The 25,036-nt window shown below is 69.4% G+C and carries 19 protein-coding genes; 8 read left to right on the forward strand and 11 right to left on the reverse strand.

Annotation, left to right across the window (positions count from 1 at the left end; translation table 11 throughout):
* Positions 1-204: 204 nt before the first annotated feature.
* The 4 genes from ACOCEP_RS24200 to ACOCEP_RS24215 form a co-directional block, all read right to left on the reverse strand.
* On the reverse strand, positions 205-747 hold the full coding sequence (locus ACOCEP_RS24200; RefSeq protein ID WP_482331266.1) for a DUF1062 domain-containing protein: 543 nt from the start codon (positions 745-747) through the stop codon (positions 205-207).
* Positions 748-979: 232 nt separating this feature from the next.
* On the reverse strand, positions 980-2,533 hold the full coding sequence (locus tag ACOCEP_RS24205) for a GMC family oxidoreductase (RefSeq protein ID WP_360089449.1): 1,554 nt from the start codon (positions 2,531-2,533) through the stop codon (positions 980-982).
* Positions 2,530-4,041, reverse strand: coding sequence for an APC family permease (locus ACOCEP_RS24210; RefSeq protein ID WP_482331267.1), 1,512 nt, complete (start codon positions 4,039-4,041; stop codon positions 2,530-2,532). The genes ACOCEP_RS24205 and ACOCEP_RS24210 overlap by 4 nt, the downstream gene beginning before the upstream one ends.
* Before the next feature lie 16 nt (positions 4,042-4,057).
* Complete coding sequence (locus ACOCEP_RS24215) at positions 4,058-5,467, reverse strand: aldehyde dehydrogenase family protein (protein WP_482331269.1); 1,410 nt, start codon at positions 5,465-5,467, stop codon at positions 4,058-4,060.
* Positions 5,468-5,721: 254 nt separating this feature from the next.
* On the opposite strand from ACOCEP_RS24215, the gene dxs reads away from it, so the two are divergent.
* Positions 5,722-7,626, forward strand: a complete 1,905-nt coding sequence (gene dxs, locus ACOCEP_RS24220) for a 1-deoxy-D-xylulose-5-phosphate synthase (RefSeq protein WP_482331270.1) — start codon at positions 5,722-5,724, stop codon at positions 7,624-7,626.
* A 339-nt stretch (positions 7,627-7,965) separates the two neighbouring features.
* Here the strand turns inward: dxs and ACOCEP_RS24225 are convergent, their stop codons facing one another.
* The gene (locus tag ACOCEP_RS24225; RefSeq protein WP_482331271.1) at positions 7,966-8,490 is read right to left on the reverse strand and encodes a TetR/AcrR family transcriptional regulator; all 525 of its coding nucleotides are present in this window, start codon (positions 8,488-8,490) and stop codon (positions 7,966-7,968) included.
* 90 nt (positions 8,491-8,580) lie between these two features.
* On the opposite strand from ACOCEP_RS24225, the gene ACOCEP_RS24230 reads away from it, so the two are divergent.
* Together ACOCEP_RS24230 and ACOCEP_RS24235 are read left to right on the forward strand one after the other, a co-directional pair.
* Positions 8,581-9,396 (forward strand): oxidoreductase, encoded by an 816-nt coding sequence (locus ACOCEP_RS24230; protein ID WP_482331272.1) that lies wholly within the window; start codon positions 8,581-8,583, stop codon positions 9,394-9,396.
* Positions 9,397-9,558: 162 nt separating this feature from the next.
* Complete coding sequence (locus ACOCEP_RS24235) at positions 9,559-11,208, forward strand: arabinofuranosyltransferase AftB family protein (protein ID WP_482331274.1); 1,650 nt, start codon at positions 9,559-9,561, stop codon at positions 11,206-11,208.
* Here ACOCEP_RS24235 and ACOCEP_RS24240 read toward each other — a convergent pair.
* The 5 genes from ACOCEP_RS24240 to ACOCEP_RS24260 all read right to left on the reverse strand — a co-directional run bounded on the left by ACOCEP_RS24240 (position 11,187) and on the right by ACOCEP_RS24260 (position 18,200).
* Positions 11,187-12,638 carry a purine-cytosine permease family protein gene (locus tag ACOCEP_RS24240; RefSeq protein ID WP_482331275.1) on the reverse strand — a complete coding sequence of 484 codons (1,452 nt, stop codon included), beginning with the start codon at positions 12,636-12,638 and terminating at the stop codon, positions 11,187-11,189. The genes ACOCEP_RS24235 and ACOCEP_RS24240 overlap by 22 nt on opposite strands.
* 80 nt (positions 12,639-12,718) lie before the next feature.
* Positions 12,719-14,125, reverse strand: a complete 1,407-nt coding sequence (locus ACOCEP_RS24245) for an aminobutyraldehyde dehydrogenase (protein ID WP_482331276.1) — start codon at positions 14,123-14,125, stop codon at positions 12,719-12,721.
* The gene (locus tag ACOCEP_RS24250; protein ID WP_482331277.1) at positions 14,122-15,777 is read right to left on the reverse strand and encodes a thiamine pyrophosphate-binding protein; all 1,656 of its coding nucleotides are present in this window, start codon (positions 15,775-15,777) and stop codon (positions 14,122-14,124) included. Before ACOCEP_RS24250 ends, ACOCEP_RS24245 begins: the two co-directional genes overlap by 4 nt.
* Positions 15,774-16,727: an agmatinase gene (gene speB / locus ACOCEP_RS24255; RefSeq protein WP_482331279.1), complete on the reverse strand. Its 954-nt coding sequence runs from the start codon at positions 16,725-16,727 to the stop codon at positions 15,774-15,776. The genes ACOCEP_RS24250 and speB overlap by 4 nt, the downstream gene beginning before the upstream one ends.
* Before the next feature lie 21 nt (positions 16,728-16,748).
* Positions 16,749-18,200, reverse strand: a complete 1,452-nt coding sequence (locus tag ACOCEP_RS24260) for a sodium:solute symporter family protein (RefSeq protein WP_482331280.1) — start codon at positions 18,198-18,200, stop codon at positions 16,749-16,751.
* Positions 18,201-18,311: 111 nt separating this feature from the next.
* Here ACOCEP_RS24260 and ACOCEP_RS24265 point away from each other — a divergent pair, with 111 nt between their 5' ends.
* The 4 genes from ACOCEP_RS24265 (at position 18,312) to ACOCEP_RS24280 (ending at position 22,627) form a co-directional block, all read left to right on the forward strand.
* Positions 18,312-19,793 carry a PucR family transcriptional regulator gene (locus tag ACOCEP_RS24265; RefSeq protein ID WP_482331281.1) on the forward strand — a complete coding sequence of 494 codons (1,482 nt, stop codon included), beginning with the start codon at positions 18,312-18,314 and terminating at the stop codon, positions 19,791-19,793.
* A gap of 181 nt (positions 19,794-19,974) precedes the next feature.
* Positions 19,975-20,652: a response regulator transcription factor gene (locus ACOCEP_RS24270; protein ID WP_185927010.1), complete on the forward strand. Its 678-nt coding sequence runs from the start codon at positions 19,975-19,977 to the stop codon at positions 20,650-20,652.
* Positions 20,649-21,776 (forward strand): sensor histidine kinase, encoded by a 1,128-nt coding sequence (locus ACOCEP_RS24275; RefSeq protein WP_482331283.1) that lies wholly within the window; start codon positions 20,649-20,651, stop codon positions 21,774-21,776. Before ACOCEP_RS24270 ends, ACOCEP_RS24275 begins: the two co-directional genes overlap by 4 nt.
* A 26-nt stretch (positions 21,777-21,802) precedes the next feature.
* On the forward strand, positions 21,803-22,627 hold the full coding sequence (locus ACOCEP_RS24280) for an aldo/keto reductase (protein WP_482331285.1): 825 nt from the start codon (positions 21,803-21,805) through the stop codon (positions 22,625-22,627).
* A gap of 49 nt (positions 22,628-22,676) precedes the next feature.
* Here ACOCEP_RS24280 and ACOCEP_RS24285 read toward each other — a convergent pair whose 3' ends face one another.
* Entirely contained in the window at positions 22,677-24,278 is a 1,602-nt protein-coding gene (locus tag ACOCEP_RS24285) for a CehA/McbA family metallohydrolase domain-containing protein (RefSeq protein ID WP_482331286.1), read from the reverse strand.
* Between the two features lie 78 nt (positions 24,279-24,356).
* On the opposite strand from ACOCEP_RS24285, the gene ACOCEP_RS24290 reads away from it, so the two are divergent.
* Complete coding sequence (locus tag ACOCEP_RS24290) at positions 24,357-24,905, forward strand: permease-like cell division protein FtsX (protein ID WP_482331287.1); 549 nt, start codon at positions 24,357-24,359, stop codon at positions 24,903-24,905.
* Positions 24,906-25,036 lie beyond the last annotated feature (131 nt).

The following is a 25,036-nucleotide window of genomic DNA, read 5'->3' on the forward strand; positions in this document are numbered from 1 at the left end:
TTGAGGGACTCTGGGTCCCTCAAGGAGGCCTTCACGGACTTGGGCACACAGGGCTCGGCGTGATCAGCGGCGTGACTCGCGTGATCAGGGACGTAACTCGCGTGATTGGAGGCCGCACTCGGGTGTTCTGCCTCTGATCACGCGAGTTACGCCTTCGATCACGCGAGTCACGCCGCTGATCACGCGAGTGCGAGCCCCAAGGGGTCAGCGTTTCAGCGTAAAAGTGAAGTCCCCCGACACCTTCCCCCGCAACCGCACCGCCGAAACCACCTTCCCCTCCTCGATCAGCCTCTCGACCTCACCCCGCGAAAGACCGCAGCCTTCCGCGATCAGCCGCACGGGCCGAAGCGGAATCCGGGCCTCGAAGCGAACCGAGACGTCGCGAAAGTCCCCATGACACAAGGAACCGGTATCGAGCCGCCAAGCGCCCTCCCAATCGAGGGCGACGTGGTTACGGCGGAGCACGGCCGGATCCTGGAGCAGTTCGGCGGCGAGACCGAGGTCGTTCTCGTGCAGCCGGTCCAGCAACTCGGGCCGGATGGAGCGCACGTTCACCCGCTCCAGGATCGTGAGCTTCACGGTGCCCCCGCACGCGATACAGCGCACGAGAAGCCACACGTCGAGCAATTTGTGGTGGGCGTTGACCCGGAATTTGCCGTTCGCCCGGAAACGCCCGGATCCGCAGGCGTGGCAACGGCGGAGGACGACAGGCAGGCAGGTGGGAACGACCACCCAGTTTTCGAGCATGGGAAGTACACCCGTTCAGTGAGAAATCCGCAGCAAAAGGAAGCGCGGCGCGAAAGACGCGACGCGCGACGAAGTCAGCGCTCGGGAGGTCTCACAGGGTGTACAACGGCAGGCCTTCGGCTCGGCGACGTGGTCCGGCAGCACGGTAATGGCCCGGCACCGGCCGCTCCACCGGTTTTCCGGGCAAGAAGAAGGCCCCCTGGCCGAAACCAGGGGGCCGGACGAGCGAGTGCTAGGAGCGCGCGTCCTCCTTCAGCATGTCCGCGCACTTCTCGCCGATCGCCATCGTCGTGATGCACGGGTTCACCGCGACCAGGAACGGCATCGCCGAACCGTCGGCGACCCGCAGGCCTTCGACGCCGCGCACGCGCAGCCGGGCGTCCAGTACGGCCATCGGGTCCCCGTCGCCGCCCATTTTCGCGGTGCACGACGGGTGATAGACCGTGTTGTGCGTCTTGCGCAGGTAGTCCGCGATCTCGTCGTCGGTCTTGACGTCCTTGCCGGGCGCCAGTTCCGTGCCCGCCCATTCGTCCAGCGCGGGCTGCTCGGCGATCTTGCGCGCCAGTTTGATGCCGTAGGTCATCACGCGCATGTCGTGTTCGTCGGTGAAGTACCGCGGATCCACCTTCGGCTTGTCCCGGTAGTCGCGGCTGCGCAGCCGTACCGTCCCGGTCGACCGCGAACGCGTGACGTTCGGGGTCAGGCAGAAACCGTTCTCCGTGGTGGGATAGCCCTGCCGGAGGGTGTTCATGTCGAACGGCACCGACCCGTAGTGGAACATCAGGTCCGGCCGGTCGAGGCCTTCCTCCGTGGTGGTGAAGATGCCGATCTCCCACCATTGCGTGGATTCGGTCGTCATCGGCTGCAGCGCGTCCCACTGGATGACGCCTTCGGGGTGGTCCTGCAGGTTCTCGCCGACGCCGGGGGAGTCCACCAGCACGTCCACGCCGACCTCGCGCAAATGGGAAGCGGGGCCGATTCCCGACAGCATCAGGAGCTTCGGGGTGTCGATCGCGCCCGAAGACAGGATCACCTCACGCCGCGCGCGCAGCTGGACGCCGTGGATCAGGTCGTCGGCCAGGTATTCCGCGCCGGTGCAGCGTTTGCCGTCGAACAGCAGCCGCCGGACGCGGGCGCCGGTGATGATCTCCAGATTCGGCCGCTTGCCGATGATCGGGTGCAGGTACGACACCGACGCCGACGACCGCGTGCCGTCCTCGCGCGCGTTGATCTGGAACCAGTTCGCCCCGTGCGTCACGGTCTTGCCCGAGTTGAACTCGGTCCTCGGGATCCCCGCCTGCTCGCACGCCTGCAGCAGGGCGACCCCGGTCGGGTCGTTCGGCGGCACCGACCGGATGGTCACCGGACCCGAGCGGCCGTGGTGGTCGCCGGGGCCGTCGTTGGTCTCAAGGCGTTGGTACAGCGGGAAAATATCCTTCGAAGACCAGCCGGGCAAGCCGAGCGACGACCATTCGTCGAGGTCTTCCGCCGGCGCCCAGAACGCGATGCACGAGTTGTGCGACGAGCAGCCGCCGAGCACACGCGCGCGGGCGTGGCGCAGGAACGAGTTGCCGGACTCCTGCGGCTCCACCAGGTAGTCCCAGTCGTAGCCGGATTCCAGCAGGGCCATCCACTTCGTCAGCTCCAGCACCGCCGGATCGTCCACATCGGACGGTCCGGCTTCGAGGAGCGCCACGGTGACGTCCGGATCTTCCGAGAGTCTCGCCGCGACCACCGAACCCGCCGTCCCGCCGCCGACGACGATGTAGTCGAACTCTCCGGTCACTGTGCTGCCTCCTCGGGATGTGCTTCCGCGGCGTGATCGGCCAGGACGCCGCTCTTGTGCCGCAGGACGAACCAGTAATACGCGAAACCGACGACCGCCACCGCGCCGACGAACAGCACGGCCCCCCATTCGAGGTACCAGTGATACGGCTCGGTCGCGTTGTAGACCTCGCGCCGCGGCCAGGCCAGGTTCACCACGATCGCGCCGCCCCACAGCACGCCGAGGATGTTGACCGGCAGCCCCAGTTTGCCGAGCGAGAAGTACTTGGTGCCCGCCACCTTCGGCGGCGGCCACTGCCCGCGGAAGCGTTTGACCAGCATCGGGACGGTGACCAGCAGATACGCCAGGTAGATCATGATGATGCCGATACTGGTGATCACCGTGAAGATCTGCGGCTGGCCGACGTTGACCACCAGGATCAGCACGGCGATCACGCCGGACACGATCGCGGGGATCACCGGCGTCTTCGTCTTCGGTGACACCCGGGCCAGGTGTTTCCCGGCGGGCAGGTTGTTGTCGCGGCCCATCGCGAACATCATCCGGATCGCCGCCGACTGCACGGCCAGGTTGCACACGGTGATGGCGATGACGACCGCCAGCAGGAAGATCGTGCCGATGGTGCTGCCGAGGACGTCGAGCACGATGAACTGCAGGCCGCCGGTCGCGATCTCCGGGTTGTTGATATCGCCCACGGCCATCAGCGCGAGGATGAGGATCAGCCCGCCGATGACGAACGACGCGATCAGCGCGCGCAGGATCGCCTTGGGCGCGTTCTTGCGCGGGTCGTGCGACTCCTCACCGAGCGAGCTGGCGGTGTCGAAGCCGTACATGACGTAGGTCGACGCGAGCGAAGCGACCAGGAACGCCCCGAAGTAGCCCCACGGCTGGTCGGCGCCGGTGTTGTTCGTCTGCATGACGACTTCCGGGCCCCGCGTGATGTTCACCGCGAGCGCGACGATCAGCAGGACCGCGGCGATCAGTTCGATGAACACCCCGGCGCTGTTGATCCGCGCCATCAGCTTGACGCCCCACGCGTTCACCAGCGTCGTGAACACGATCAGCGCCGTGCCCAGGATGACCGCGTTGACCGCGCTGTCGCCGGAGAAGGAGAAGAACGACGAGATCTGGGGGAGCGTGATCTGGTACGCGAGCGCGACTGCGGCGATGCTGACGATCGACGCGGTGAGCATCATCCACCCGGCCAGCCAGGCGACGTGCGGGCTGCCGAGCCGTTTCGACCAGTTGTAGATCGACCCGGCCACCGGATAGTGCGCGGCCAGTTCGGCGAAGGACAGCGCCACCATGAGCTGGCCGACGAACACCATCGGCCACGACCACCAGTACGCCGGCCCGCCGAAGCTGAAGCCGAAGTAGAACAGCTGGAAGGTGCCCGTCAGGATCGAGATGTAGCTGATCCCGGCGGCGAAGGTGTGGAAATTGCCGAGCGTTCTTTCGAGTTCCTGTTTGTAGCCGAAACCGGCCAAGCCGTCGTCGGAAGGATTGCTCATCGGCAGTTTCCCCTCTTTAGTTGGACGCCGGCTCCCCGGAGAACCAGCGCTGTGGTGCGGGCCGGAGGTTCTGGTAGATGTGTTTCGCCTCCGTGTACTCGGCGAGCCCGGTCGGGCCGAGTTCGCGCCCGAAGCCGGACTGCTTGTAGCCGCCCCATTCCGCCTGTGGCAGGTACGGGTGGAAGTCGTTGATCCAGATCGTGCCGTGCCGCAGCCGGTTCGCGACCCGCTGCGCGCGGGAGGCGTCCGAGGTGAACACCGCGCCGGCGAGACCGTAGTGGGTGTCGTTGGCGATGCGGACGGCGTCGTCCTCGTCGGTGAAGGTCTCGACGGTGAGCACCGGGCCGAACGATTCGTCGACGACGGCGCTGCTGCCCTGCTTCACGTTGTCGAGGATGGTCGGCAGGTAGTAATGCCCCTTCGCGAGCTCGCGATCGTCGGGACGTTTGCCACCGGTGCGCAGGACGGCGCCCTCTTCGAGCGCCGCGGCGACGTGTCGGATCAGTTCGGCGCGGCGGACGAGTTCGTCGACGAACTTCTCGTGCCACTCCTCCTGGACGATCAGCCGCGCGCCCGCCGAGCAGACCTGTCCGGAGTGCAGGAACACCGCGGTCAGCGCGTAGTCGACGGCGGTGTCGAAATCCGAGTCGGCGAACACGACGTTCGGGTTCTTGCCGCCCAGTTCGAGCGCGACCTTCTTGATGGTGGCCGCGGCCGAGGCGGCGATGATCTTGCCGGTCGCGAGGCCGCCGGTGAACGACACGAGGTCGACGTCCGGATGCTCCGAAAGCGGTGCTCCGGCCTGCGCGCCGGCGCCGAGCACGAGGTTCGCGACGCCGCCAGGGAGCCCGGCCTCGGTCAGCAGCTTCATCAGCATGATCGACGTGTGCGGGGTCAGTTCGCTGGGCTTGAGGACGAAGGTGTTGCCCGCCGCGAGCGCCGGGGCGACCTTCCAGATGGTCTGCAGGAGCGGGTAGTTCCACGGCGTGATCAAGCCGCAGACACCGACCGGCTCGTGCACGATCCGGCTGAACGCGTCCGGGTTGCCGGTGTCGACCACACGGCCCGCGTCGTTCGCGGCGAGCTTGCCGAAGTAGCGCAGGCACGCGGCGATGTCGGCCATGTCGTATTCGCTCTCGACCAGCCGTTTCCCGGTGTCGAGCGATTCGGCGCGGGCGAAGGCGGCGGCATCGCGGTCGAGCAGGTCGGCGGCCTTCAACAGCAGGTCACCGCGCTGCGGAGCGGGCGTCTGCGGCCACGGGCCGGTGTCGAACGCCTTCCGCGCGGCGGCGATGGCCGCTTCGGTGTCTTCACGGGTGCCCTCGGCGACCTCCGCGACCAGCGACCCGTCGGCGGGGCAGCGGATTTCCCGGCGACCACCGCCGACCGCGTCGACCCACTCGCCATCGATGAAAAAGTCCGCCATCAAGCCCTCCGAACCGGCTCCTGCTGCGCTGATGAGTTCTCAGCGGGAAAACGTACTTCGAACTGACCGCCGATCAGCGATTATCGCGGCCACCCGACGTGACCGCTACTTGGCAAAAGAGACCATGTTCACACCCTTGGGTGTCGAGTGGTGATTTTCTGACATGTGACCCGTGACGCGGCGGACGGAAGACTCTCAGGCGACCTCCGTAGACTGGCCGGAACGGCGGAAGAGGAACCAGGCGAGGTGGGAGAGTGACGTTGCTCGAGTCCGTGCACGGACCGGCCGACTTGAAGCGGATGAACCCCGAGCAGCTCGGCGAGCTGGCCGCGGAGATCCGGGACTTCCTCGTCGAAAAGGTGCGGCTCGCCGGTGGTCACCTCGGCCCGAACCTGGGTGTGGTCGAGCTGACGATGGCGCTGCACCGCGTCTTCGACTCGCCGGACGACGCCATCGTGTGGGACGTCGGTCACCAGGCGTACGTGCACAAGATCGTCACCGGTCGTCATGACGGCTTCGGCAAGCTGCGCCAGCTCGGCGGCCTCACCGGCTACCCGGCGCGCTGCGAGAGCGAGCACGACCTCGTCGAGAACAGCCACGCCTCGACCGCGCTGTCCTATGTGGACGGTCTGGCGAAGGCGTTCGAACTCGAAGGCGGTGGCAGGCACGCGATCGCCGTCGTCGGCGACGGCGCGCTGACCGGCGGCATGTGCTGGGAGGCGCTCAACAACATCGCCGCGAACCCGCGCCGCCCGGTCGTCATCGTCATCAACGACAACGGCCGCTCGTACTCGCCGACCATCGGCGGCGTCGCGGACCACCTCGCGTCGCTGCGGCTCAAGCCGGGCTACGAGCGCGTGCTGGACCGCGGCAAGGAGCTGCTGCGGCACACGCCCGTCGTCGGCAAGCCGATCTACGCGGCGCTGCACGCGGCGAAGGCGGGTCTCAAGGACGCGCTGAGCCCGCAGATGATGTTCTCCGACCTCGGCCTCAAGTACCTCGGGCCGGTCGACGGGCACGATCTCGTCGCGCTGGAGAAGGCGTTCCAGAGCGCCCGTGACTTCGGCGGCGCGGTCATCGTGCACGTGGTCACCGAGAAGGGGCACGGTTACGAGCCCGCGGTCACCAACCAGGCCGACCAGATGCACCAGACCGACCCGATCGACCCGGAAACCGGCCTCCCGCCGGTCAAGGGCCCGAGCTGGACCGGCGTCTTCGCCGACGAGCTGGTGAAGATCGGCGCCGACCGCGAGGACGTCGTCGCGATCACCGCGGCCATGCTGCGTTCGACCGGGCTGCACAAGTTCGCCGAGGCGTACCCGGACCGCTGGTACGACGTCGGCATCGCCGAGCAGCACGCGGTGACCTCGGCCGCCGGGCTCGCGATGGGCGGCAAGCACCCCGTCGTCGCCGTCTACTCGACCTTCCTGAACCGCGCTTTCGACCAGGTTCTGATGGACGTCGCGCTGCACCGCCAGCCGGTGACGCTGGTGCTGGACCGCGCGGGCATCACCGGACCGGACGGCCCCAGTCACCACGGCATGTGGGACCTCTCGCTGCTGGGCATGGTGCCGGGTATGCGGGTCGCCGCTCCGCGTGACGCCGGAACCCTGCGCGAAGAACTACGAGAGGCCGTCGCGGTCGCGGACGGGCCGACGGCCCTGCGGTTCTCCAAGGGTGGCGTGATCGACTCGGTGCCCGCGGTGGAACGCGTCGGCACGGTGGACGTGCTGCGCAAACCCGGCGGCGACGCCGACGTCCTGCTCGTCGCGGTCGGCGCGTTCGCGATGCTCGGGCTCGCCGCCGCGGACCGCCTGGCCGACCAGGGCATCGGCGTGACCGTGGTGGACCCGCGCTGGGTCGTCCCGGCCCCGGCCGAACTGGTCGCCCTGGCCGAACAGCACAAACTCGTCGTGACCGTCGAGGACAGCGGGCGGCACGGTGGCTTCGGCTCCGCGCTGGCCGCGTTGTTCCGCGACGCCGAATGCGACGTGCCGCTGCGGGATCTCGCGGTGCCGCAGGTGTTCCACGACCACGGTTCGCGCGAGGAGGTGCTGGCCCGCGTCGGGCTCACCGCGCAGGACGTGGCGCGGCGGGTGACCGAATGGTCGGCGAAGCTGGCGAGCCGGGCTCCGGCGCCGGAGGACACGCGCCGCTGAGGCTGCCGTCGATGGTCGTGAGTGGCGCGTGAAGGCCCCCTTCCCTCGGCTCAGCCGAGGAAACTCGACCTTCACACCTTCCCCAAGTACGTGAAGGCCCCCTTCATTGCGTCTAGCGCAGTGAAGGGGGCCTTCACGTACTTCAGGGGCGAGCGTGGCAGTGGCGTGGTGAGAACACAAGTCGCCACTCGCGACCCACTGATCGAGCCCGGGCGGGTGATCCGGCCATCCCCCTGGGTGTCATGAAAGGGTCGTTCAGGACGAAAAATGTCCTGAACGACCCTTTCATGACACCCGGGATTTCGGCGCCGCATGGCCAGTGGTCGCGCCAAGCCCGGCTCAGCCCACGATCCGGCCGACCGCGCGGACGACGAGGTCACGCGTCGCGGTGGGGGAGGAGAACCCGAGGATCGACAGGTGCACGACGAGGCTCAGCAGCTCCTCGGCGTCGAAGTGGTCCGGCACGGTGCCCGCGCGTTGCGCCTCCCGGATCGCGGCGACCTTGTCCGCGTGCGCCCGGACCTCGGCTTCCGGTGTCGCGTCGAAGCCGTTCTCCAGCCGAAGCCAGCCCATGAGCCGCAAGAGGTGCGGGCGTTCCAGGTAGCGGTCGAACAGCTTCCCCGCGTAGCCGGGCAGGTCTTCGGGGGTGATCGTGAGGGTCCGGACGGCGAGGTCCACCTGCTCCTGGACGACCCTGTCGAAGAGCTCTTCCTTGCTGCAGAAGTAGGCGTAGATCAGCGCCTTGTTCGCGCCCGCGTTCTTCGCGATGCGATCCACCCTGGCGCCGGCGATGCCGTACGTCGCGAACTCGGTCGTCGCCGCGTCCAGCAGCTTCCGCTTGGTCGCTTCCTTGTCCCTGACCATGTGATCCAGTCTAACTAACTGGTTGGTTGACAGCTAGCCCGGGCTCGTGGCAGCCTGAATTGGCAACCAACCGGTTAGTTAGGAGATGGCATGAAGGTCGCACTGGTCACGGGAGCCTCGGCGGGCATCGGCGAAGCCACGGCGCTCGCGCTGCACGAAGCGGGTTACACGGTGTACGGCGCCGCGAGGCGCGTCGAGCGGATGGCGGGGCTGGCCGAACGCGGCATCAAGATCCTCGAGATGGACGTCACCGAGGACGCGTCGATGGTCGCGGGTATCGAGCGGATCATCGAGGAGTCCGGCCGCATCGACGTCCTGGTCAACAACGCGGGCTACGGCTCGTACGGCGCTTTCGAGGATGTGCCGCTCTCGGAAGGGAAGTACCAGTTCGAGGTCAACCTGTTCGGGCTCGCGCGGCTCGTCCAGCTGACCACGCCGCAGATGCGTGCCCAGGGCTCCGGCAAGATCGTGAACATCTCGTCGATCGGCGGCAAGATCTACGAACCGCTCGGCGGCTGGTACCACTCGACGAAGTTCGCGGTCGAAGGCCTCAGCGACTCACTGCGGCTGGAGCTCAAGCCGTTCGGCATCGACGTCGTGGTGGTCGAACCCGGCGCCATCAAGACCGAATGGGGCGGTATCGCGGTCGAGAACCTCCTCAAGACCTCGGGCGGCACCGCCTACGCGCCGCAGGCGAAGGCACTCGCGAAGTTGTTCGACGGGGCCGCGCGCGGTTCCCAGCCCAAGGTGATCGCCGACGTCATCCTGAAGGCCGTCCGGGCCCGGCGCCCGAAGACCCGCTACGCCGCCGGTTTCGGGGCGAAGCCGATCCTGTTCGTGCGCCGGGTGCTGCCGGACCGCGCCTTCGACGCGTTGTTCCTCGGGGCGCTGCGCCGCTTCGCCTAGGCGCCCCATAAGGTAGCCCCCGGCTTGATGTGCCGTCGCCATCGGCCGAGAAGGGGACGACCAGTGTCGACTACGGGGCTACTCGAGGCAGAATCCGGGGAATCCGGGGCCACCCAGGCTTGGTACCGCAGGCCACGGGTGTGGACGTGGATTCTTTTCGGCTTGGCCGCACTGGTGTTCGCCGAGCTGGCCTGGCGCCGCCGGTGGATGAGCGACGACGGTCTCATCGTGCTGCGGACGGTCCGGAACCTCCTCGAGGGCAACGGCCCGGTGTTCAACGCGGGTGAGCGGGTCGAGGCGAACACGAGCACGCTGTGGACGTTCCTCGTCGGCGGGCTCGGGGCGCTCGGGATCAAACTGGAGTGGGCCGCTGTGGGCTCCGGCCTGGTACTGGCCGTCGCGGGTCTGTGGTTCGCCATGGACGGCGCCCGGCGGTTCCACCGGCCCACCGGGTCGAGCCTGGTGGTCCCGGCGGGCGCGCTGCTGGTCTGCGTGCTGCCTCCGTTCCGGGATTTCGCCACCTCCGGCCTGGAAACCGGGCTCATCACGTTCTGGCTGGGTCTCACGTGGTGGCTCGTCGTCCGGCTCGCCCTCGGCGGGGACGCGGTGCGTGCCTGGCCCGTCGCGCTGGTGATCGGGCTCGGACCGCTCGTGCGCCCGGATCTCGCCGTCTTCAGCGCGATCGCCTTCGTCGCGACGCTGTTCGTCGCGTGGCGCGGCTGGTGGCGCCTGCTCGGCTTCCTCGCTGTCGCCGGCGCGCTGCCCGTGGCGTACCAGATCTTCCGGATGGGCTACTACGGGCTGATCACGCCGAACACCGCGCTGGCCAAGGAAGCGTCGTTCGCGCATTGGGGCCGTGGCTGGCGGTACCTGGCAGACCTCGTGGGGCCCTACTACCTCTGGATACCGCTCCTGCTGCTGGTGGCCGGATTCGTGCTGCTGGTGATCCGGGTCCGGCGAGACCGGGCGCTCTGGGTGCTCACGGTGTTCCCGCTGCTTTCCGCCCTGGTGCTCGCGCTGTACGTCATCCGGCTCGGTGGCGACTTCATGCACGGCCGGATGCTGCTGCCGGCGCTGTTCGCCGCCCTGCTCCCGGTCATGGCCGTGCCGTTCACGCGGTGGACCGCCGTCTCGCTGGCCGGGATCGGCGTCTGGGCGTTCGTCACCCTGGGCTGGCTGCGCGTGCCGTACGAGGACGCGCCCAAGGCGTACAACCAGGCCACCGGTATCGCGGACGAACGCGGTTACTGGTCCGCGGTCACCCGGCACGAGCACCCCGTGACCATCGAGGACTACTCGCAGTCGCCCGACCTCGACCTTCCGTCGGCGATCACGGCCGTCCGGAGCCTGCCCGGCCCCTCGGTGCTGGTGTACCGGGCCGGGGCCTGGCATCAGTACGCCTCCGACAAGCCGTACAGCACGGTCTTCTCCGGCAGCATCGGCGCCTTCGGGCTGGTCATGCCGCTCGACGTCCGCGTGCACGACGGGTACGGCCTCGTGAACTCGATCGCTTCCCACACGGTGCTCGTCTCGGCCAGCCGCAGCGGGCACGAGAAGGACATCAGTCCGGTGTGGGCCATCGGCGAGGCCGGCACGGCGGAGGTCGACACGGGTGGCGACGCCAACGGATTCGCCCCCGAAGACATTCTCGCGGCGAGGAAGGCCGTCCAGTGCCCCGCGGTGCGCGAGATGCTGGACTCGGTCCGGGCACCGCTCACCGCGGGGCGTTTCTGGGACAACCTGACCGGCGCGTTCGGCCGTAGCGCCCTGCGGTACCCGGCGGATCCGCGTCAGGCCACCGACTGCGGCTGAGCCTCCCGGACCGGTCCGGGCGCCGGACCGTAGACCTCCCGCGGCTCGGGGAAGAGCTTCACCAGCACGGGGTACGCGATCGCCGCCGTGCACAGCGTCACCACCATGCTGACGTCGACGCCGCCCGCGATGTCCTTGAACGGCCCGGCGATCATCGGGGTGTTGGCCGTCAGCAGGCCCAGCGTCGTCGCCGGGATCCACGCGGCCATCGCGCGCCAGTTCACGCCGCGGGTGAACCAGTAGCGCCCGCCCTTGCGGCCCTGGTTGAAGACCTGGAGGTCGTCCGGGTCGTAGAACCCGCGCCGCAGCACGAAACCGATCATCATGATCACCATCCACGGCGACGTGCACAGCACGATCAGCGTGGCGAAGGCGTTGATGCTGGACACCATGTCCAGCACGAAATTGCCGACGAAGATGAACACGACACTGAGCGAGCCGATCAGCAGCGTCGCCTGCACCCGGCTCAGCTTCACGAAGATCGAGCTGAAGTCCAGCCCGGTCCCGTAGAGCGACGTCGTCCCGGTGGACAGCCCGCCGATCAGCGCGACGACGATCAGCGGGATCGCGTACCAGAGCGGGGAGATCGCGGTCAGGCCGGTGATGTAGTCGGCCGGATCCGCGACCAGGGTGGCGGTGGCGATGCCGAACCCGAACGGCAGCAACGTCGCCACCTGCGCCAGGAACGGCGCGGCCAGCAGGGAACGGCGGCTGTGGCGCGCGGGGATGTAGCGCGTCCAATCGCCGAGGAAGGCGCCGAACGAGATCGGGTTCGCCATCGTGGTGAGCGCGGCGAGGATCCAGGTCGGCCAGAAGTCCCCGAGCGCGTAGGTGCCGGTGCCGGCGAACCCGGGGTCGAAGGTGCCGCCGTAGGCCACGATCCCGAGCAGCATGATCGCCGTGCCCAGCACCACGGCGACCCGGTTCACCAGCAGCATGAACCGGTAGCCGTAGATGCACACCACCAGCGTGGCGATCGCGATGACGCCGTACGCGACGCCGCGGAGCACTTCGCCGCCGTCGAAGCCGAAAAGCCGTTGTGCCGCACCGGCGACGGCGTCGCCGCTCACCCAGACCGAGATGGCGAAGAAGGTGATCGCCGTCAGCAGGGAGAGGAAGGAACCGACACAGCGGCCGACGACGCCGAAGTGCGCGCCGGAGGAGACGGCGTTGTTGGTCCGGGTGAGCGGACCGAACAACGACATCGGCGAGAGCACCAGCGCGCCGACGACCACACCCGCGACGGTGGCCGCGACCGCCGCCCAGAAGCTCAGGCCGAAAGCGATCGGGAGGGTCCCGAGGATGATGGTGGCGAAGGTGTTCGCGCCACCGAACGCCATCCGGAACAGGTCGCGCGGACGCGACGTCTGTTCCTCCGGCGGGATCGGCGCGATGCCGTGCTGCTCGACTTCGGTGACCTTGTCACCCATGGGGACCTCCAGCTATGCGTTTCGTCCTCTTAATGCGGTCCTTGCACACGCAAGTACCGCATTAAGAGGACGAAACGCGATCAGGCGAAGCGGGTCATGACGTGCTTCACGCGGGTGTACTCGGCGAAGGAGTAGGACGAGAGGTCCTTCCCGTGGCCCGAGTGCCCGAAGCCGCCATGGGGCATTTCCGAGACCAGCGGCCCGTGGGTGTTGACCCAGACGCAGCCGAAGTCGAGTTCGCCCGAAACGCGGGTCGCGCGTGACAGGTCGTTGGTCCAGATCGACGACGCGAGCCCGTACGGGACGCCGTTGGCCAGGCGCACCGCCTCGTCCTCGTCCACAAAGGACTGGACGGTGATCACCGGGCCGAAGATCTCCTCCCGCACGATCTCGTCGTCCTGTTTCAGGCCCGAGATCACGGTGGGGGAGAAGAAGAACCCGCGGTCACCGGCCGGGGTGCCGCCGGTCTCCACGCGGGCGTGCGACGGCAGCCGCTCGACGAGCCCGCGGACCCGGCCGAACTGCGCTTCGCTGTTGAGCGGGCCGAAGTCCTCGCCCGGGGTCTGCGCGGCGGCGGCCTTGGTGAGTTCCGCGACGAACTCGTCGTGGATCGCCGCGTCCACCAGCACCCGGCTGCCCGCGGTGCAGTCCTGCCCGGCGTTGTAGAACGCCGCGCCGACGATGCCCTCGGCCGCTTCGGCGAGGTTCACGTCGCCGAAGACCAGCAGCGGCGCGTTGCCGCCGAGTTCGAGGTGCGTGCGCTTGAGATCGGCCGCCGCGACGGTGGCGACGTCGATGCCGGCGCGGGTCGACCCGGTGATCGACACCAGTTCGGTGATCGGGTGCTTCACCAGCGCGCGGCCGGTGTCGCGATCGCCGCACAGCACGTTGAACGCGCCCCGCGGCAGGAACTCCGCCGCGACCTTGGCCAGGAGGACGGCCGTCGACGGCGTGGTCTCCGCGGGCTTCAGCACGACGGTGTTGCCCGCGGCCAGCGCCGGGGCGATCTTCCAGACACCCATCATCAGCGGGTAATTCCAGGGCGCGATCTGCGCGCAGACACCGACCGGCTCGCGACGGATCGCGGACGTGTGCCCCGGCAGATACTCCCCGGACGCGGTGCCTTCGAGCTGCCGCGCCGCACCGGCGAAGAACCGCAGCGCGCTGACGCACTCCGGGATCTCCTCGTCCAGCACGACGGCGCGGACCTTGCCGGTCTCGCGGATTTCGAGCTCGGCGAACTCCTCCGCGCGGGCTTCGACCGCGTCGGCGATCTTCAGCAGGGCGAGCTGACGTCGCGCGGGCGTGCTCTTGCGCCACACCTCGAACGCCCGCTCGGCGGCGGCCAGCGCGGTGTCCACATCGGACTGCTCGGACAGGACGCTGGTGCCGAAGACCTCGCCGGTGGCGGGATCCACCAGGTCGAGTGTCCGCGAACCCGACGCCGGTACCTCGGCGCCGTCGACGAAGTTCAGGACCTGAGTCATTTCTTCTCCAGGTGGGTCGGCTCGAACATCTTCAGCAGTGCGGGCAGGACCACCACGGACGGGCCGGGGGTGGCCAGCGCGCCGGCCAGGTCCTTCCCGACGGTGTCCAAAGAGGACACTGTGGCCGGGACGCCGAAGGACTGTGCCAGCGCGGCGAAATCGGGGCGGGCGAGTTCGGTGGCGGTGGACTGCCCGAACGCGCCGGTCAGGTACTCGCGCAGGATGCCGTAGCCGCCGTCGTCGACGATGAGCCAGGTGACGTCCAGCCCGTGCTGGACCGCCGTGGCCAGTTCCGCGATGCCGTACATCGCGCCGCCGTCGCCGGACACCGCGAGCGCCGGGCCGCCGGTCGCCGCCGCGCCGCCGAGCGCGCCGGGCAGGCCGTAGCCGAGCCCGCCGGCGCCCTGCGCGGTGTGGATCGGCGCGCCCTCGGGATTCCACGCCGACCAGGCCCAGTAGGCCGCGATCGTCATGTCCCAGAACGTCTGGGTGCCGTCGGGGATCGCCGCGCGGATGTCGTCGATGAGCTTGCGCTCGGCTTCGAGGGGCTGGCCGTCGAGGCGTTCGCGCACCTTGGCCAGCAGATCCGTGACCGCCTTCTCGGCGGCACCGTCGCTCTGACGGAACGGGACCTGCTCCAGAAGTCCTTGCAGGGCAAGGCGGACGTCGGCGTGGATACCCAGGGCCGGGTAGTTCGACTCCAGCTTCCCGAGATCGGCCTCGACCTGGATCACCCGGCCGCGCGGGGCGAACTCGCGGTAGTTGCTGGACAGCTCGCCGAGCCCGGAACCCAGCACCAGCAGCACATCCGCGGCCGAGAGGAACTCGGTGCTGTGCCAGTCCTCCAGCCACGACTGCCCGGACAGTTCGTGATCCCAGCCGAAGACGCCCTTGCCGCCGAACGTCGACAGCACCGGCGCGCGCAGTGCCTCCGCGAGTGCCTTCAGCTCCGCGTGCGCGCCGGAGCGCAGCGCGCCACCACCGGCGAGGATCACCGGATTCTTCGCCGCGCCAAGGAGATTCGCGGCTTCGGTGATCAGCTCGGGCAGGGGCTCCAGCGGTGCGGGCCGCGCGGTCACGGACGTGATCCGCGGCAGATCGGTCGGCGCGAGCAGGATGTCCTGCGGGATCTCGACCCACACCGGGCCGTACGGCGCGGTCGCCGCCGATTCCCACGCCTCGCGCAACGCCGTCGGGATCTGGCCGACGGTGCGCACCACGTGCACCGACTTCACGACATCGCGGAAACTGGCCTGCTGATCGGGCAGTTCGTGCAGGTAACCGTGCCGTCCGCCGCCGAGCCCGGCGACCGGGATCTGGCTGGAGATCCCGAGCACCGGCACCGAGGCGGCGCGGGATTCCTGCAAGGAAGCCAAAGTCAGCAACGCGCCGGGGCCGGTCGACACGATCATCGGCGTCACCGGGACCGGGCCTTCGGGGGCGGCCGCGAGCCGGGCGCGGGCGTGCCCGTCGGCCGCGAACGCCAGGTTGTTCTCCACCCGCGAGCTGATGACGCGCAGGTTGTCCGTGCGCCGCAACGCTTCGAACAGGCCGAGCGCGTGCTGGCCGGGCAGGCCGAACACGGTGTCCGCGCCGAGCGCGTGGAGGGTTTCGACGACTACGTCGCCGCCTATCCGTTCAGTGCTGGTCATGCGCCCTTCCCCAAACTGAGCAGGCTCACCAGGTCGTAGGCGACGTGGGAAGCCGCGATGGCGGTGATCTCGGCATGATCGTAAGCCGGGGCCAGCTCCACCACATCGGCTCCGACGAGGTTGCAGTCCCGCAGCCCGCGCAGGATCTCCAGCAGTTCGCGGCTGGTCATGCCGCCCGCTTCGGGGGTTCCGGTACCCGGCGCGTGCGCGGGGTCGAGCACGTCGATGTCGACCGAGATGTAGAGCGGGCGGCCGCCGATGCGCTGGCGCAGCGCGTCGACGGTCTCGGCGACCCCGCGGCGCATGACGTCGCCGGAGGTGACGATGCCGAATCCGAGGCGGCGGTCCTCTTCCAGATCCCGCTTGCCGTACAGCGGGCCGCGCGTGCCGACGTGGGACAGCGCTTCGGTGTCGAGGAGGCCTTCCTCGGACGCCCGCCGGAACGGGGTGCCGTGGGTGTACGGCTCGCCGAAGTAGGTGTCCCAGGTGTCGAGGTGCGCGTCGAAGTGCAGCAGTGCCACCGGTCCGTGCTTCTTCGCCGCCGCGCGCAGCAGCGGCAGCGCGATCGTGTGGTCGCCGCCGACGGTCACCAGCCGCGTCCCGCCCGCGGTCAGCGCTTCGGCCTCGCTCTGCAAGGTCTCGATCGCTTCGCCGATGTTGAACGGGTTGAGCGCGATGTCACCGGCGTCGACCACCTGCGTTTCGGCGAACGGGGAAACGTCGAGTTCCGGGTGGTACGGGCGAAGGAGGCGGCTGGCCTCGCGCAGCGCCGCCGGTCCGAACCGCGCGCCGGGGCGGTAGGACACCCCGGCGTCGAACGGCACCCCGACGACGGCGACGTCGGCATGCTCGACCTGATCGATCCGCGGCAGCCTCGCGAAGGTCGCGAAACCGGCGAACCGGGGCACCCTCGAAGAGTCGACGGGTCCGATCGGGGTCTGCTCAGGCACTGTGTCTCCTTCGAATGGTTGTCAGGACTGCGAAGCGGCGAGTTTCGCCTCTTCTTCTTCGGCGGCCGCGCTGCCGTTCAGGCGGCGGGTCCACACGGTGAGGATTTCGTCCGAGGTCCGCGGGGTGAGGAAGCTGACCAGCAGGTACACCGCGAGGCTGGAGCCGAGGCCCCAGTAGATCGGGCTGTTGGCCTCGACGCCGTCGACGAACATGAACGTGATGACCACGACGGTGCCGACGACCATCGACGCGAGCGCGCCCTGGCGGGTGCCGCGTTTCCAGGCCAGCCCGCCGATGATCGCGACCAGCAGGCCGCCGACGAGGATGTCGTAGGCGATGGTCAGCGCGTTGACGACGTCGTCCACGACCATCGCGATGCCGATCGCGGCGAGGCCGAGGACCAGTGTGGTGACCCGGTTCCTCGTCACCTCGTTGCCGGCCTTTTTGAGGCCCAGCTTGGAAAGCAGGTCCGCGGTGCTGACCGTGGAGCAGGCGATGAGCGCGCCGCTCGCGGTCGACATCATCGCCGAGAGCGCCGCCGCGAGCACCAGCCCGCGGATCCCGGCGGGCAGCTGCTGCTCGACGATGGTCGCGAACGCGTCCTGCGCGCTGGCGAGGTTCGGGTACAGCGTCTTGGCCGCGGTGCCGATCAGCGCGCCGGCGAGCCCGTAGACCAGGCAGTAGACGCCGGAGATGACGCCGCCGCCGGTCGCGATACCCGGCGTCCGCGCGGTGAACACACGCTGCCAGATGTCCTGGCCGATCAGCAGGCCGAAGCTGTAGATGAGGAAGTAGGTGAAGATCGTGTCGCCGCCGATGGCGGTCAGTTCGAAGTAGCTCTCGTCCAGCCGCGCGGCCATCCCGTCGAAGCCGCCCGCCGAGACGATCGAGACCGGCAGCAGGATCAGCAGGATGCCGATGGTCTTGATGACGAACTGGACGATGTCGGTCAGCGTGATCGACCACATGCCGCCGAGCACCGAGTAGAGCACCACGATCGACCCGCCGATGGCGATACCGGCCCAGCTCGGCACGTTGAACAGGACCTTGAAGATGGTGGCGAACGCCAGCGTCGAGGTGACGGTCAGCATCAGCGTGTAGCCCCACATGACCACGCCGGAGATGGTGCTGGTGGAACCGCCGTAGCGCAGGTCGAGCATCTCGCCGACGGTGTAGACGCGCAGTTTCACCAGCCGCCGCGCGAACAGCGTGTGCAGGACCAGGATGCCGACGCCGATCGCGATCACGAGCCAGGCGCCGGAGATGCCGTAGGTGTAGCCGAGCTTCACCCCGCCGACCGTCGACGCGCCGCCGAGGACGACCGCGGACATCGTCCCCGAGTACATGAACCAGCCGAGGCGGCGGCCCGCGACGAGGTAGTCGGATTTGGTCTTGGCGAGCCGCAGCCCGAACCAGCCGACCCCGATCATGCCCGCTATGTAGAGCGCGATCACCGCGTAGTCACCGGCCACGGTGTCCTCCTTGACTTGGGGCTGTTCGCTTCGTTCGGGTCACCGTAGGTTCGTTCGCACCTTGAACGACATGGGATGATCCATCCGAAGTCCAGTGTGATTGAGGATGAAATGACCCAACGCCACGATTCGTTCGACTCGGATGTGAATGTCCCGTTACGGGCCGTGGTCGGCAACCCGGAGCTGGCACTCGACCCGGTCGTGGAGACCCTGCGGCCGGGCGCGCTCGACGCGCCGGTGCGCTGGGCCCACGTCAGCGAGCTGCTGGATCCCGTGCCGTACCTGCTCGGGGCGGAGCTGCTGCTCACCGCCGGGGTGAACCTGCCGGTCGAGCCGGCCGAGGTCGACCGCTACGTCCGGCGGCTGGCCGACAGCGGGATCTCCGCGCTGGGATTCGGGCTCACGCCGGGGGCGTACGAGACGCTGCCGCCGCCGCTGCGGACGGCGTGTGCCCGGCACGGGCTCCCGCTGCTGGTCGTCCAGCCGCGGACGCCGTTCCTGGCGATCAGCCGGGCGGTGTCGGTGGCCCTCGCCGAGGCGGGGCAGCGGGAACAGCGGCGGATCGCGGTCGCGCGCGAGGCGCTGACCAGGGCGGCCGGCGACGGGCTCGGTGAACTGGCCGGCGCGCTGGCCGGACGGCTCGGGGCCTGGGTGGCGCTGGTCGGTGTCGACGACGTACTGGCCGCGGACCACGGTGCGCCGTCACCGCTGCCCGACGAGGTCCTGGAGCTCCTCGCCACTCTTCGGACCGGCCGGGGGATCCGCAGCGCGACCACGGAACTGGCCGACGGCACCCACGTCGTCGCGCAGCCGGTGTACCCGCAGGCGACGGCGTCGCATCTGGTCGTGGTCGGCCGCGTCGCGCGGTTCGACGGCGCGGACCGCTCGATCCTGTCGGTCGGCGCCGCGCTGCTCGGGCTGGTGGGCCGCGCGGGTTCGGACGCGGCGGGCCTCGGCGCGACCGCCACGGCGTTGCTGCTGGGGGAGACCGGCGTGATCGGCGGGGACGAACGCCGTCTGGTCGCCGGGATCGCGTACCGCAAGGGGCCGAACGAGGTCGCCGCCCGCCACGACTGGCTGCGCGCCCGGCTCGACACCCCGCTCGTGCGGCTGCGGCCGGGGCCGCGGTTCGACGCGATCGTCCGCGAGGCGCCGGAGATCGGCGACCTCGACCGGCTCCGAGCCGACGGCTGGCTCGCGGTCGTGGGTTCGCCCGTGCCACCCGGACGGCTTCCCGAAGCGGCGGGCGAAGTCGAGCTGCTGCTGACGCGGGCCGCCGCGCTGGAACGGCCGATCGTGGCGGAAGGCACCGCGGGGCTGGACGCGCTGATCGATCCGGGCGCGGCGGCCGGGTTCGCCGCCCAGGTGCTGGCGCCTTTGCGCGAACTCGACCGGAAGGGTGACCGCGAACTGGTCGGCACGCTGCGCGTCTGGCTCGCCCACCACGGCGGCTGGGACCGCACCGCCGCCGAACTCGGCGTGCACCGCAACAGCGTCCGGCACCGGATCGGGCAGATCGAACGGGCGCTGGGGGTGGACCTGGCGGATCCCGAGACCCGGATGCGGCTGTGGTTCGCCCTGCGCTGGGCGTGAGCGGCCGTTCGGGTGACCACCTGCCGCGGGCGGCGTGGCGACCGGGTCGCGAAAGCCACTTTCCGGACATCTGGTGTCCCGAAAGTGGCTTTCGCGACACCCCCTCCGGAACCTCGGACCCGGAGACCGCCCCGGTTGGTCCCATAAGGTCACTCTCAGGAACGTGTGGCAACGTAGGGTCGTGCGAATTCTGGTAGTCGAAGACGAAGAACCCCTCGCCGACGCGATCGCACGCGGCCTGCGGCGCGAGGGCATGGCGGTGGACATCGCGCTCACCGGTGACGACGGGCACGAGAAGGCCGCCGTCACCCGGTACGACGTCGTGCTGCTCGACCGCGACCTGCCCGGTATGTCCGGCGACGACCTGTGCCGCGAGATCGTCGCGTCCGGGGAGCTGACCCGCGTCCTGATGCTCACCGCGAGCAGTTCCGTTTCCGACCGCGTCGACGGGCTTTCCCTCGGCGCCGACGACTATCTCGCCAAGCCGTTCGCCTTCCCCGAACTCGTCGCGCGCGTGCGGGCGCTCGGCCGCCGCGCGACCCCGGCCGCGCCGCCGCTGCTGACCTCGGGTGACGTCGAGCTGGACCCGGCGAGGCGGACCGTCCGCCGCGCGAGCGGCCCGATCGAGCTGACCCGCAAGGAGTTCGGCGTGCTCGAGGTGCTGCTGTCGGCCGCCGGTTCGGTGGTCAGCAGCGAGGAACTGCTCGAACGCGTATGGGACGAGAACGCCGACCCGTTCACCACCACCGTCCGGGTCACCGTGATGACCCTGCGGAAGAAGCTCGGCGAGCCGGGCATCATCGAGACCGTCGTCGGCTCCGGCTACCGGGTGCCGGAGCAGGGGACCGCACGCGGGTGAACCTGTCCGGTGCCCGCAGCCTGCGCGCGCGGGTCACGCTGCTCGCGACCGGGCTGGTGGCACTGGTCAGCCTCCTGTTGCTCTGGCTGACCTGGAACCTGGTCGGCGACGCCGTTTCCGCCGTGCCACAGCTGCCGCCGGGGACCACGGTGCGGGTCGACGGCGTCGACGTCGACGCCTCCGCGGTCACCGAGCACCTGCGGGTCTACGCCCGGAACCGGGTGCTGCTGTTCGGCGCGGTCGCGTTCTGTTTCGTCGTGCTGGCCGCCGGGATCCTCGCGTGGACGTTCACCGCGCGGGTCCTGCGGCCGCTGCGCGAGATCACCGGCACCGCGCGGCGCCTCTCGATCGAATCGATGGGCGAGCGGATCGGCGAGGTCCGGACGAAGGACGAACTCGCCGAACTGGCCGAAACCTTCGACGACATGCTCGACCGGCTGCAGGCAGCGTTCGACGCGCAACGGCATTTCGTCGCGAACGCCAGCCACGAACTGAGGACGCCGCTCGCGGTCATCCGCACCGAACTCGACGTCACCCTCGCCGACGAGCACGCGGACGAAGCCGAATTACGCCGGATGGCGGGTGTGGTCCGTGACGCGACCGAGCGGGCCGAGCGGCTGGTCGGTTCGCTGCTGCTGCTCGCGCGCACCGACGGCGCCGGGCTGGTGGCCAGGGAACCGGTCGACCTCGCGGTGATCGTCGCGACCGCTTGGCGCGCTGCGCGACCGGACGCGGAGAAACGCGGCCTCCGCGCCGAATTCGCGACCCAGGGCGCGCCGACGTTCGGTGATCCGGCGCTCCTGGAACGGATCGCGGGAAACCTGCTGGAGAACGCCGTGCGGCACAACGTCGACGGCGGCTGGCTGGACGTCGTCACGCAGGCGGGTCCACAGTGGTCGGTGCTTCGGGTGCGGTCTTCGGGCGGACTGCTCGACCCGGCCGCGGTCCCCGAGCTGTTCGAACCGTTCCGCCGTGCCGGCGTCGCCAGGACCGCCCGCACCGGCGCCGGGCTGGGGCTTTCGATCGTGCGGGCCGCCGTCCAGGCGCACGGTGGCACGGTGTCCGCGGAACCCGTTGTGGGCGGCGGTCTTTCGGTGACCGTCCACCTGCCCGCTCTGCCCTGACCCCCGGCTGGGGTTACTGTTCGAGCATGGTCCCCAGCATTCGGCTGAACAACGGAACGTCCCTCCCGCAACTCGGGTTCGGGGTGTACAAGATCGGCGACGACGAGGTCGTCGGCGCGGTCCGCGCCGCCATCGAGGCGGGGTACCGCGCCATCGACACGGCGACCCTGTACGCCAACGAGCGCGGTGTCGGCGAGGCCGTCCGCACCAGCGGGCTGCCACGCGAGGAACTGTTCGTCACCACGAAACTGTGGAACACCGAGCACGGCTACGAATCGGCGTTGCGCGCCTTCGACACCAGTCTGAGCGAGCTCGGCCTCGACTACGTAGACCTGTACCTGATCCACTGGCCGCTTCCCGCGCAGGACAAGTACGTGGAAACGTGGCGGGCGCTGGAAAAGATCGCCTCCGACGGCCGGGCGAAGGCGATCGGCGTCTCGAACTTCCAGATCCCGCATCTGGAGCGGCTGATCGAGGAGACCGGGATCGTCCCGGCGGTGAACCAGATCGAATGCCACCCGTGGCTGCAGCAGCCGTTGCTGCGGGACTTCCACGAGAAACACGAGATCGTCACCGAGGCCTGGGGTCCGCTGGCGCGCGGCGGGGACCTGCTCGCCGACGAGAAGATCACCACGATCGCGGAGAAGCACGGCAAGACGCCCGCGCAGGTCGTGCTGCGCTGGCATGTCGAGATGAACCACCTGGTGATCCCGAAGTCCGTCACACCGGAACGGATCAAGGAGAACATCGACGTCTTCGACTTCGCGCTCGACGCGCACGACGGCGCCGCGATCGCGACGCTGGAGCAGGGGAAGCGCCTGGGCCCGGACCCGGACACCCTCGGCTCGTGAGTGGTAAGGACGGTTCTAACCGTCCTTACCACTCACGAGGCACAAGGGGTTACCGCACGTCCACGAAGATCGGGTTCCCGTACAGCCACAGGTCTTCGAACGGGTTCGCCTGCCCGATCACGTCGGCGCTCGGTTCGATCCCGCCGGGCACGTGCTTTCTGCCGTCGGTGCCGCGCGTGCGCACGAAGAACGGCTCGCGCACGTCGCGGAAGGTGTGCCGGAAGGTGACCCGCCGCCCCGGCGCCCACCGCGGCTCGAACGACCGCACCACCCGGGTGCCCGGGGCCGTCTGCGTGTCCCGGTCGGAGACCGGGCCCGTCACCGGCCCGGACACGAGGTCGAGCCGCGCGAGGCGGGGGATCGTGCCGCCGCCGTTCGGCCTGGCCGCGAGCTTCGCCGAGACGACGACCGTGACGTCGGACCCGCGCCGGACCCGCAGCCTGCCGCCCATCGTCGCCGAGCCCCAGCCGCTGTACGCGCCGAACTCCAGTTCCTGCGCGAGCCCGCCGTGGACCACCCAGACGCGTCCCGCGCGCAGGCCCTCCAGCACGCCTTCGTGGCTTCGGCGCGAGACACCGACGACGGTCCGGCTGAACTCGGCGGGCGCGAAGTCCGCGTACGGCGGCAGGGTCTGCGGGACGCCGGTGTCGATCGGGTCCGGGTAGCCACCGTGCTCGTCGTAGTAACCGTCGGGGACGCTGGGCCGCACGTGGGTGTCGCCGCGGTTGTAGTGCGAGTCGGAGTTGCTGGTGATCCACCACGGCTTTCCTTCGGCCAGCAGTGAATCCCAGAGCCCGCCGACGGTCGCGGTGCTCCAGTCGAAGCCGCCGTAGGTGCGGTAGGCCGACGCGGGGAAACCCGGCCACGAGTTCGAACCGGGGGAGTTGCCGTACCCGCCCCGCGCGCCCCCGCCGCTTCCGAGCGGTTCGGGGAAACCGTCGGCCTGGGCGCCCGGCGCGCCTTCCATGCCGATGACGATCCCGGGCGCGGCGTCGCGCAGCGCGCGGATCTCGTGCGGGGCGATCCGGCCGTTGCGCAGCGGATGGTTGATCACCACCACCGGAGCGTGGATCCGGCGTGCCCGCTCTTCGGCGGCGAGCCAGCGGATAGCCTTGACGGCCAGCGCCTCGTTGTCCGGAGTGCCCGGTTCGGTCCCGGTCAGCCGCCAGTCGAAGGCGCGCTCGAATTCCCGCAGTTTCGCGGCCTGGGCCGCGCCGGCCTGGAAGAACAGTGTCGCGTGCTCGGCGCCCGGCACGTTCCACTCCATGCCCTGCCACAGCAGGAGATCGGGATGTTCGCGCTGCGCGGCCCGGATCGCGGCGTTCGTGCGCTCCACCGACGACTTCTCGTGCGCGGCGTGGCCGTGATCGGTGATCACCGCCCAGTCCGCCCCGTGGCGGCGCGCGTCGGCGGCGATTCCGTCCACTGTGTACATCGCGTCGTAGGAGTACTGCGTGTGGATGTGGTGATCGCCGACCAGCCACCGGTAGCGGTCCCGGCCGAAGAGCAGGCCGAGATCGAGGTCCAGATCCAGATCGAGGGCGTCCGCCGGTGCCGCGGCGGCGAGCGGGGCGCCCGCGGCCGCCGCGGACACGAGGCCCGCGCGCTTGAGGAATCCGCGGCGGTCCACGCCGGGTTTTTCGCTGTTCACCGGCGGCACGGTAAAGAGCCCGGCTGAACGGGTGATGGCCGGACGGCGAATGAACCGCGCCGTGTGATGATCGTCCCTGTGGATGAGCCGGAACCGGCACCCAAGGCACCGCGGCGGTTGCTCTGGGTGGTCGGAGTCGTCGCGGTCCTGGTCGTCGCCGCCGCCGTCGTGACGACGGCCGCCGTCGTCCTGAACCAGGTCACCGGGAAGCCCGTCCCGGCGGCGTTGCCACGGGACACCGCGCCCGTTCCGCTGGGGGAGCGGGAACTGTGCGGGCTCCGGTTGCTCATGGCCCTCAGTGACGACACGGACATGACCGCCACCGCTCAGGCGCTCCGGGACGATCCGAAAGCCCGCCGGGTGCTCACCGAAACCAAGGCGCAGGCTTACGAGCGCTTCAAGAAGCTCTTCGCGGACCGGCCGGACCTGCTGGAACTGGTGACACGGGACACGCTTCCCGCGGCCGTCCATCTCGTGCCCGTCGCCGGAACCGACGTCGAAGGGTGGGCGAACGAGCTGCGACAGCGCTTCCCCGGGGTGGAGAAGGTCGACGTGCTCGATCCCGCGCGGATCGCCGCTCAGATGACGACCACTCCGCCGCCCTGCCCGCCCTCGGGCGAACGCTGACAGCCCGTCTCCCCGGGGGATGGCCGGGGAGACGAACCTCCGGGCCCGGAGACAAGGTTTCACGAAAACGCAGTCGATCGCCACAGAATCCACGAAAAACGCGAAAGACCACCGCCTGCGATCAAGGGATC

The organism is Amycolatopsis sp. CA-211722 (assembly GCF_056828465.1).

What these genes read in the sequence shown, in the direction of transcription:
- ACOCEP_RS24225 (WP_482331271.1), bottom strand. Translation starts at nt 8,490, where the DNA reads ATGGTCAGGGACAAGGAAGCGACCAAGCGGAAGCTGCTGGACGCGGCG.
- ACOCEP_RS24200 (WP_482331266.1), bottom strand. Translation starts at nt 747, where the DNA reads ATGCTCGAAAACTGGGTGGTCGTTCCCACCTGCCTGCCTGTCGTCCTC.
- ACOCEP_RS24230 (WP_482331272.1), top strand. Translation starts at nt 8,581, where the DNA reads ATGAAGGTCGCACTGGTCACGGGAGCCTCGGCGGGCATCGGCGAAGCC.
- ACOCEP_RS24280 (WP_482331285.1), top strand. Translation starts at nt 21,803, where the DNA reads ATGGTCCCCAGCATTCGGCTGAACAACGGAACGTCCCTCCCGCAACTC.
- ACOCEP_RS24245 (WP_482331276.1), bottom strand. Translation starts at nt 14,125, where the DNA reads ATGACTCAGGTCCTGAACTTCGTCGACGGCGCCGAGGTACCGGCGTCG.
- ACOCEP_RS24210 (WP_482331267.1), bottom strand. Translation starts at nt 4,041, where the DNA reads ATGAGCAATCCTTCCGACGACGGCTTGGCCGGTTTCGGCTACAAACAG.
- ACOCEP_RS24250 (WP_482331277.1), bottom strand. Translation starts at nt 15,777, where the DNA reads ATGACCAGCACTGAACGGATAGGCGGCGACGTAGTCGTCGAAACCCTC.
- ACOCEP_RS24265 (WP_482331281.1), top strand. Translation starts at nt 18,312, where the DNA reads ATGACCCAACGCCACGATTCGTTCGACTCGGATGTGAATGTCCCGTTA.
- ACOCEP_RS24240 (WP_482331275.1), bottom strand. Translation starts at nt 12,638, where the DNA reads ATGGGTGACAAGGTCACCGAAGTCGAGCAGCACGGCATCGCGCCGATC.
- ACOCEP_RS24215 (WP_482331269.1), bottom strand. Translation starts at nt 5,467, where the DNA reads ATGGCGGACTTTTTCATCGATGGCGAGTGGGTCGACGCGGTCGGCGGT.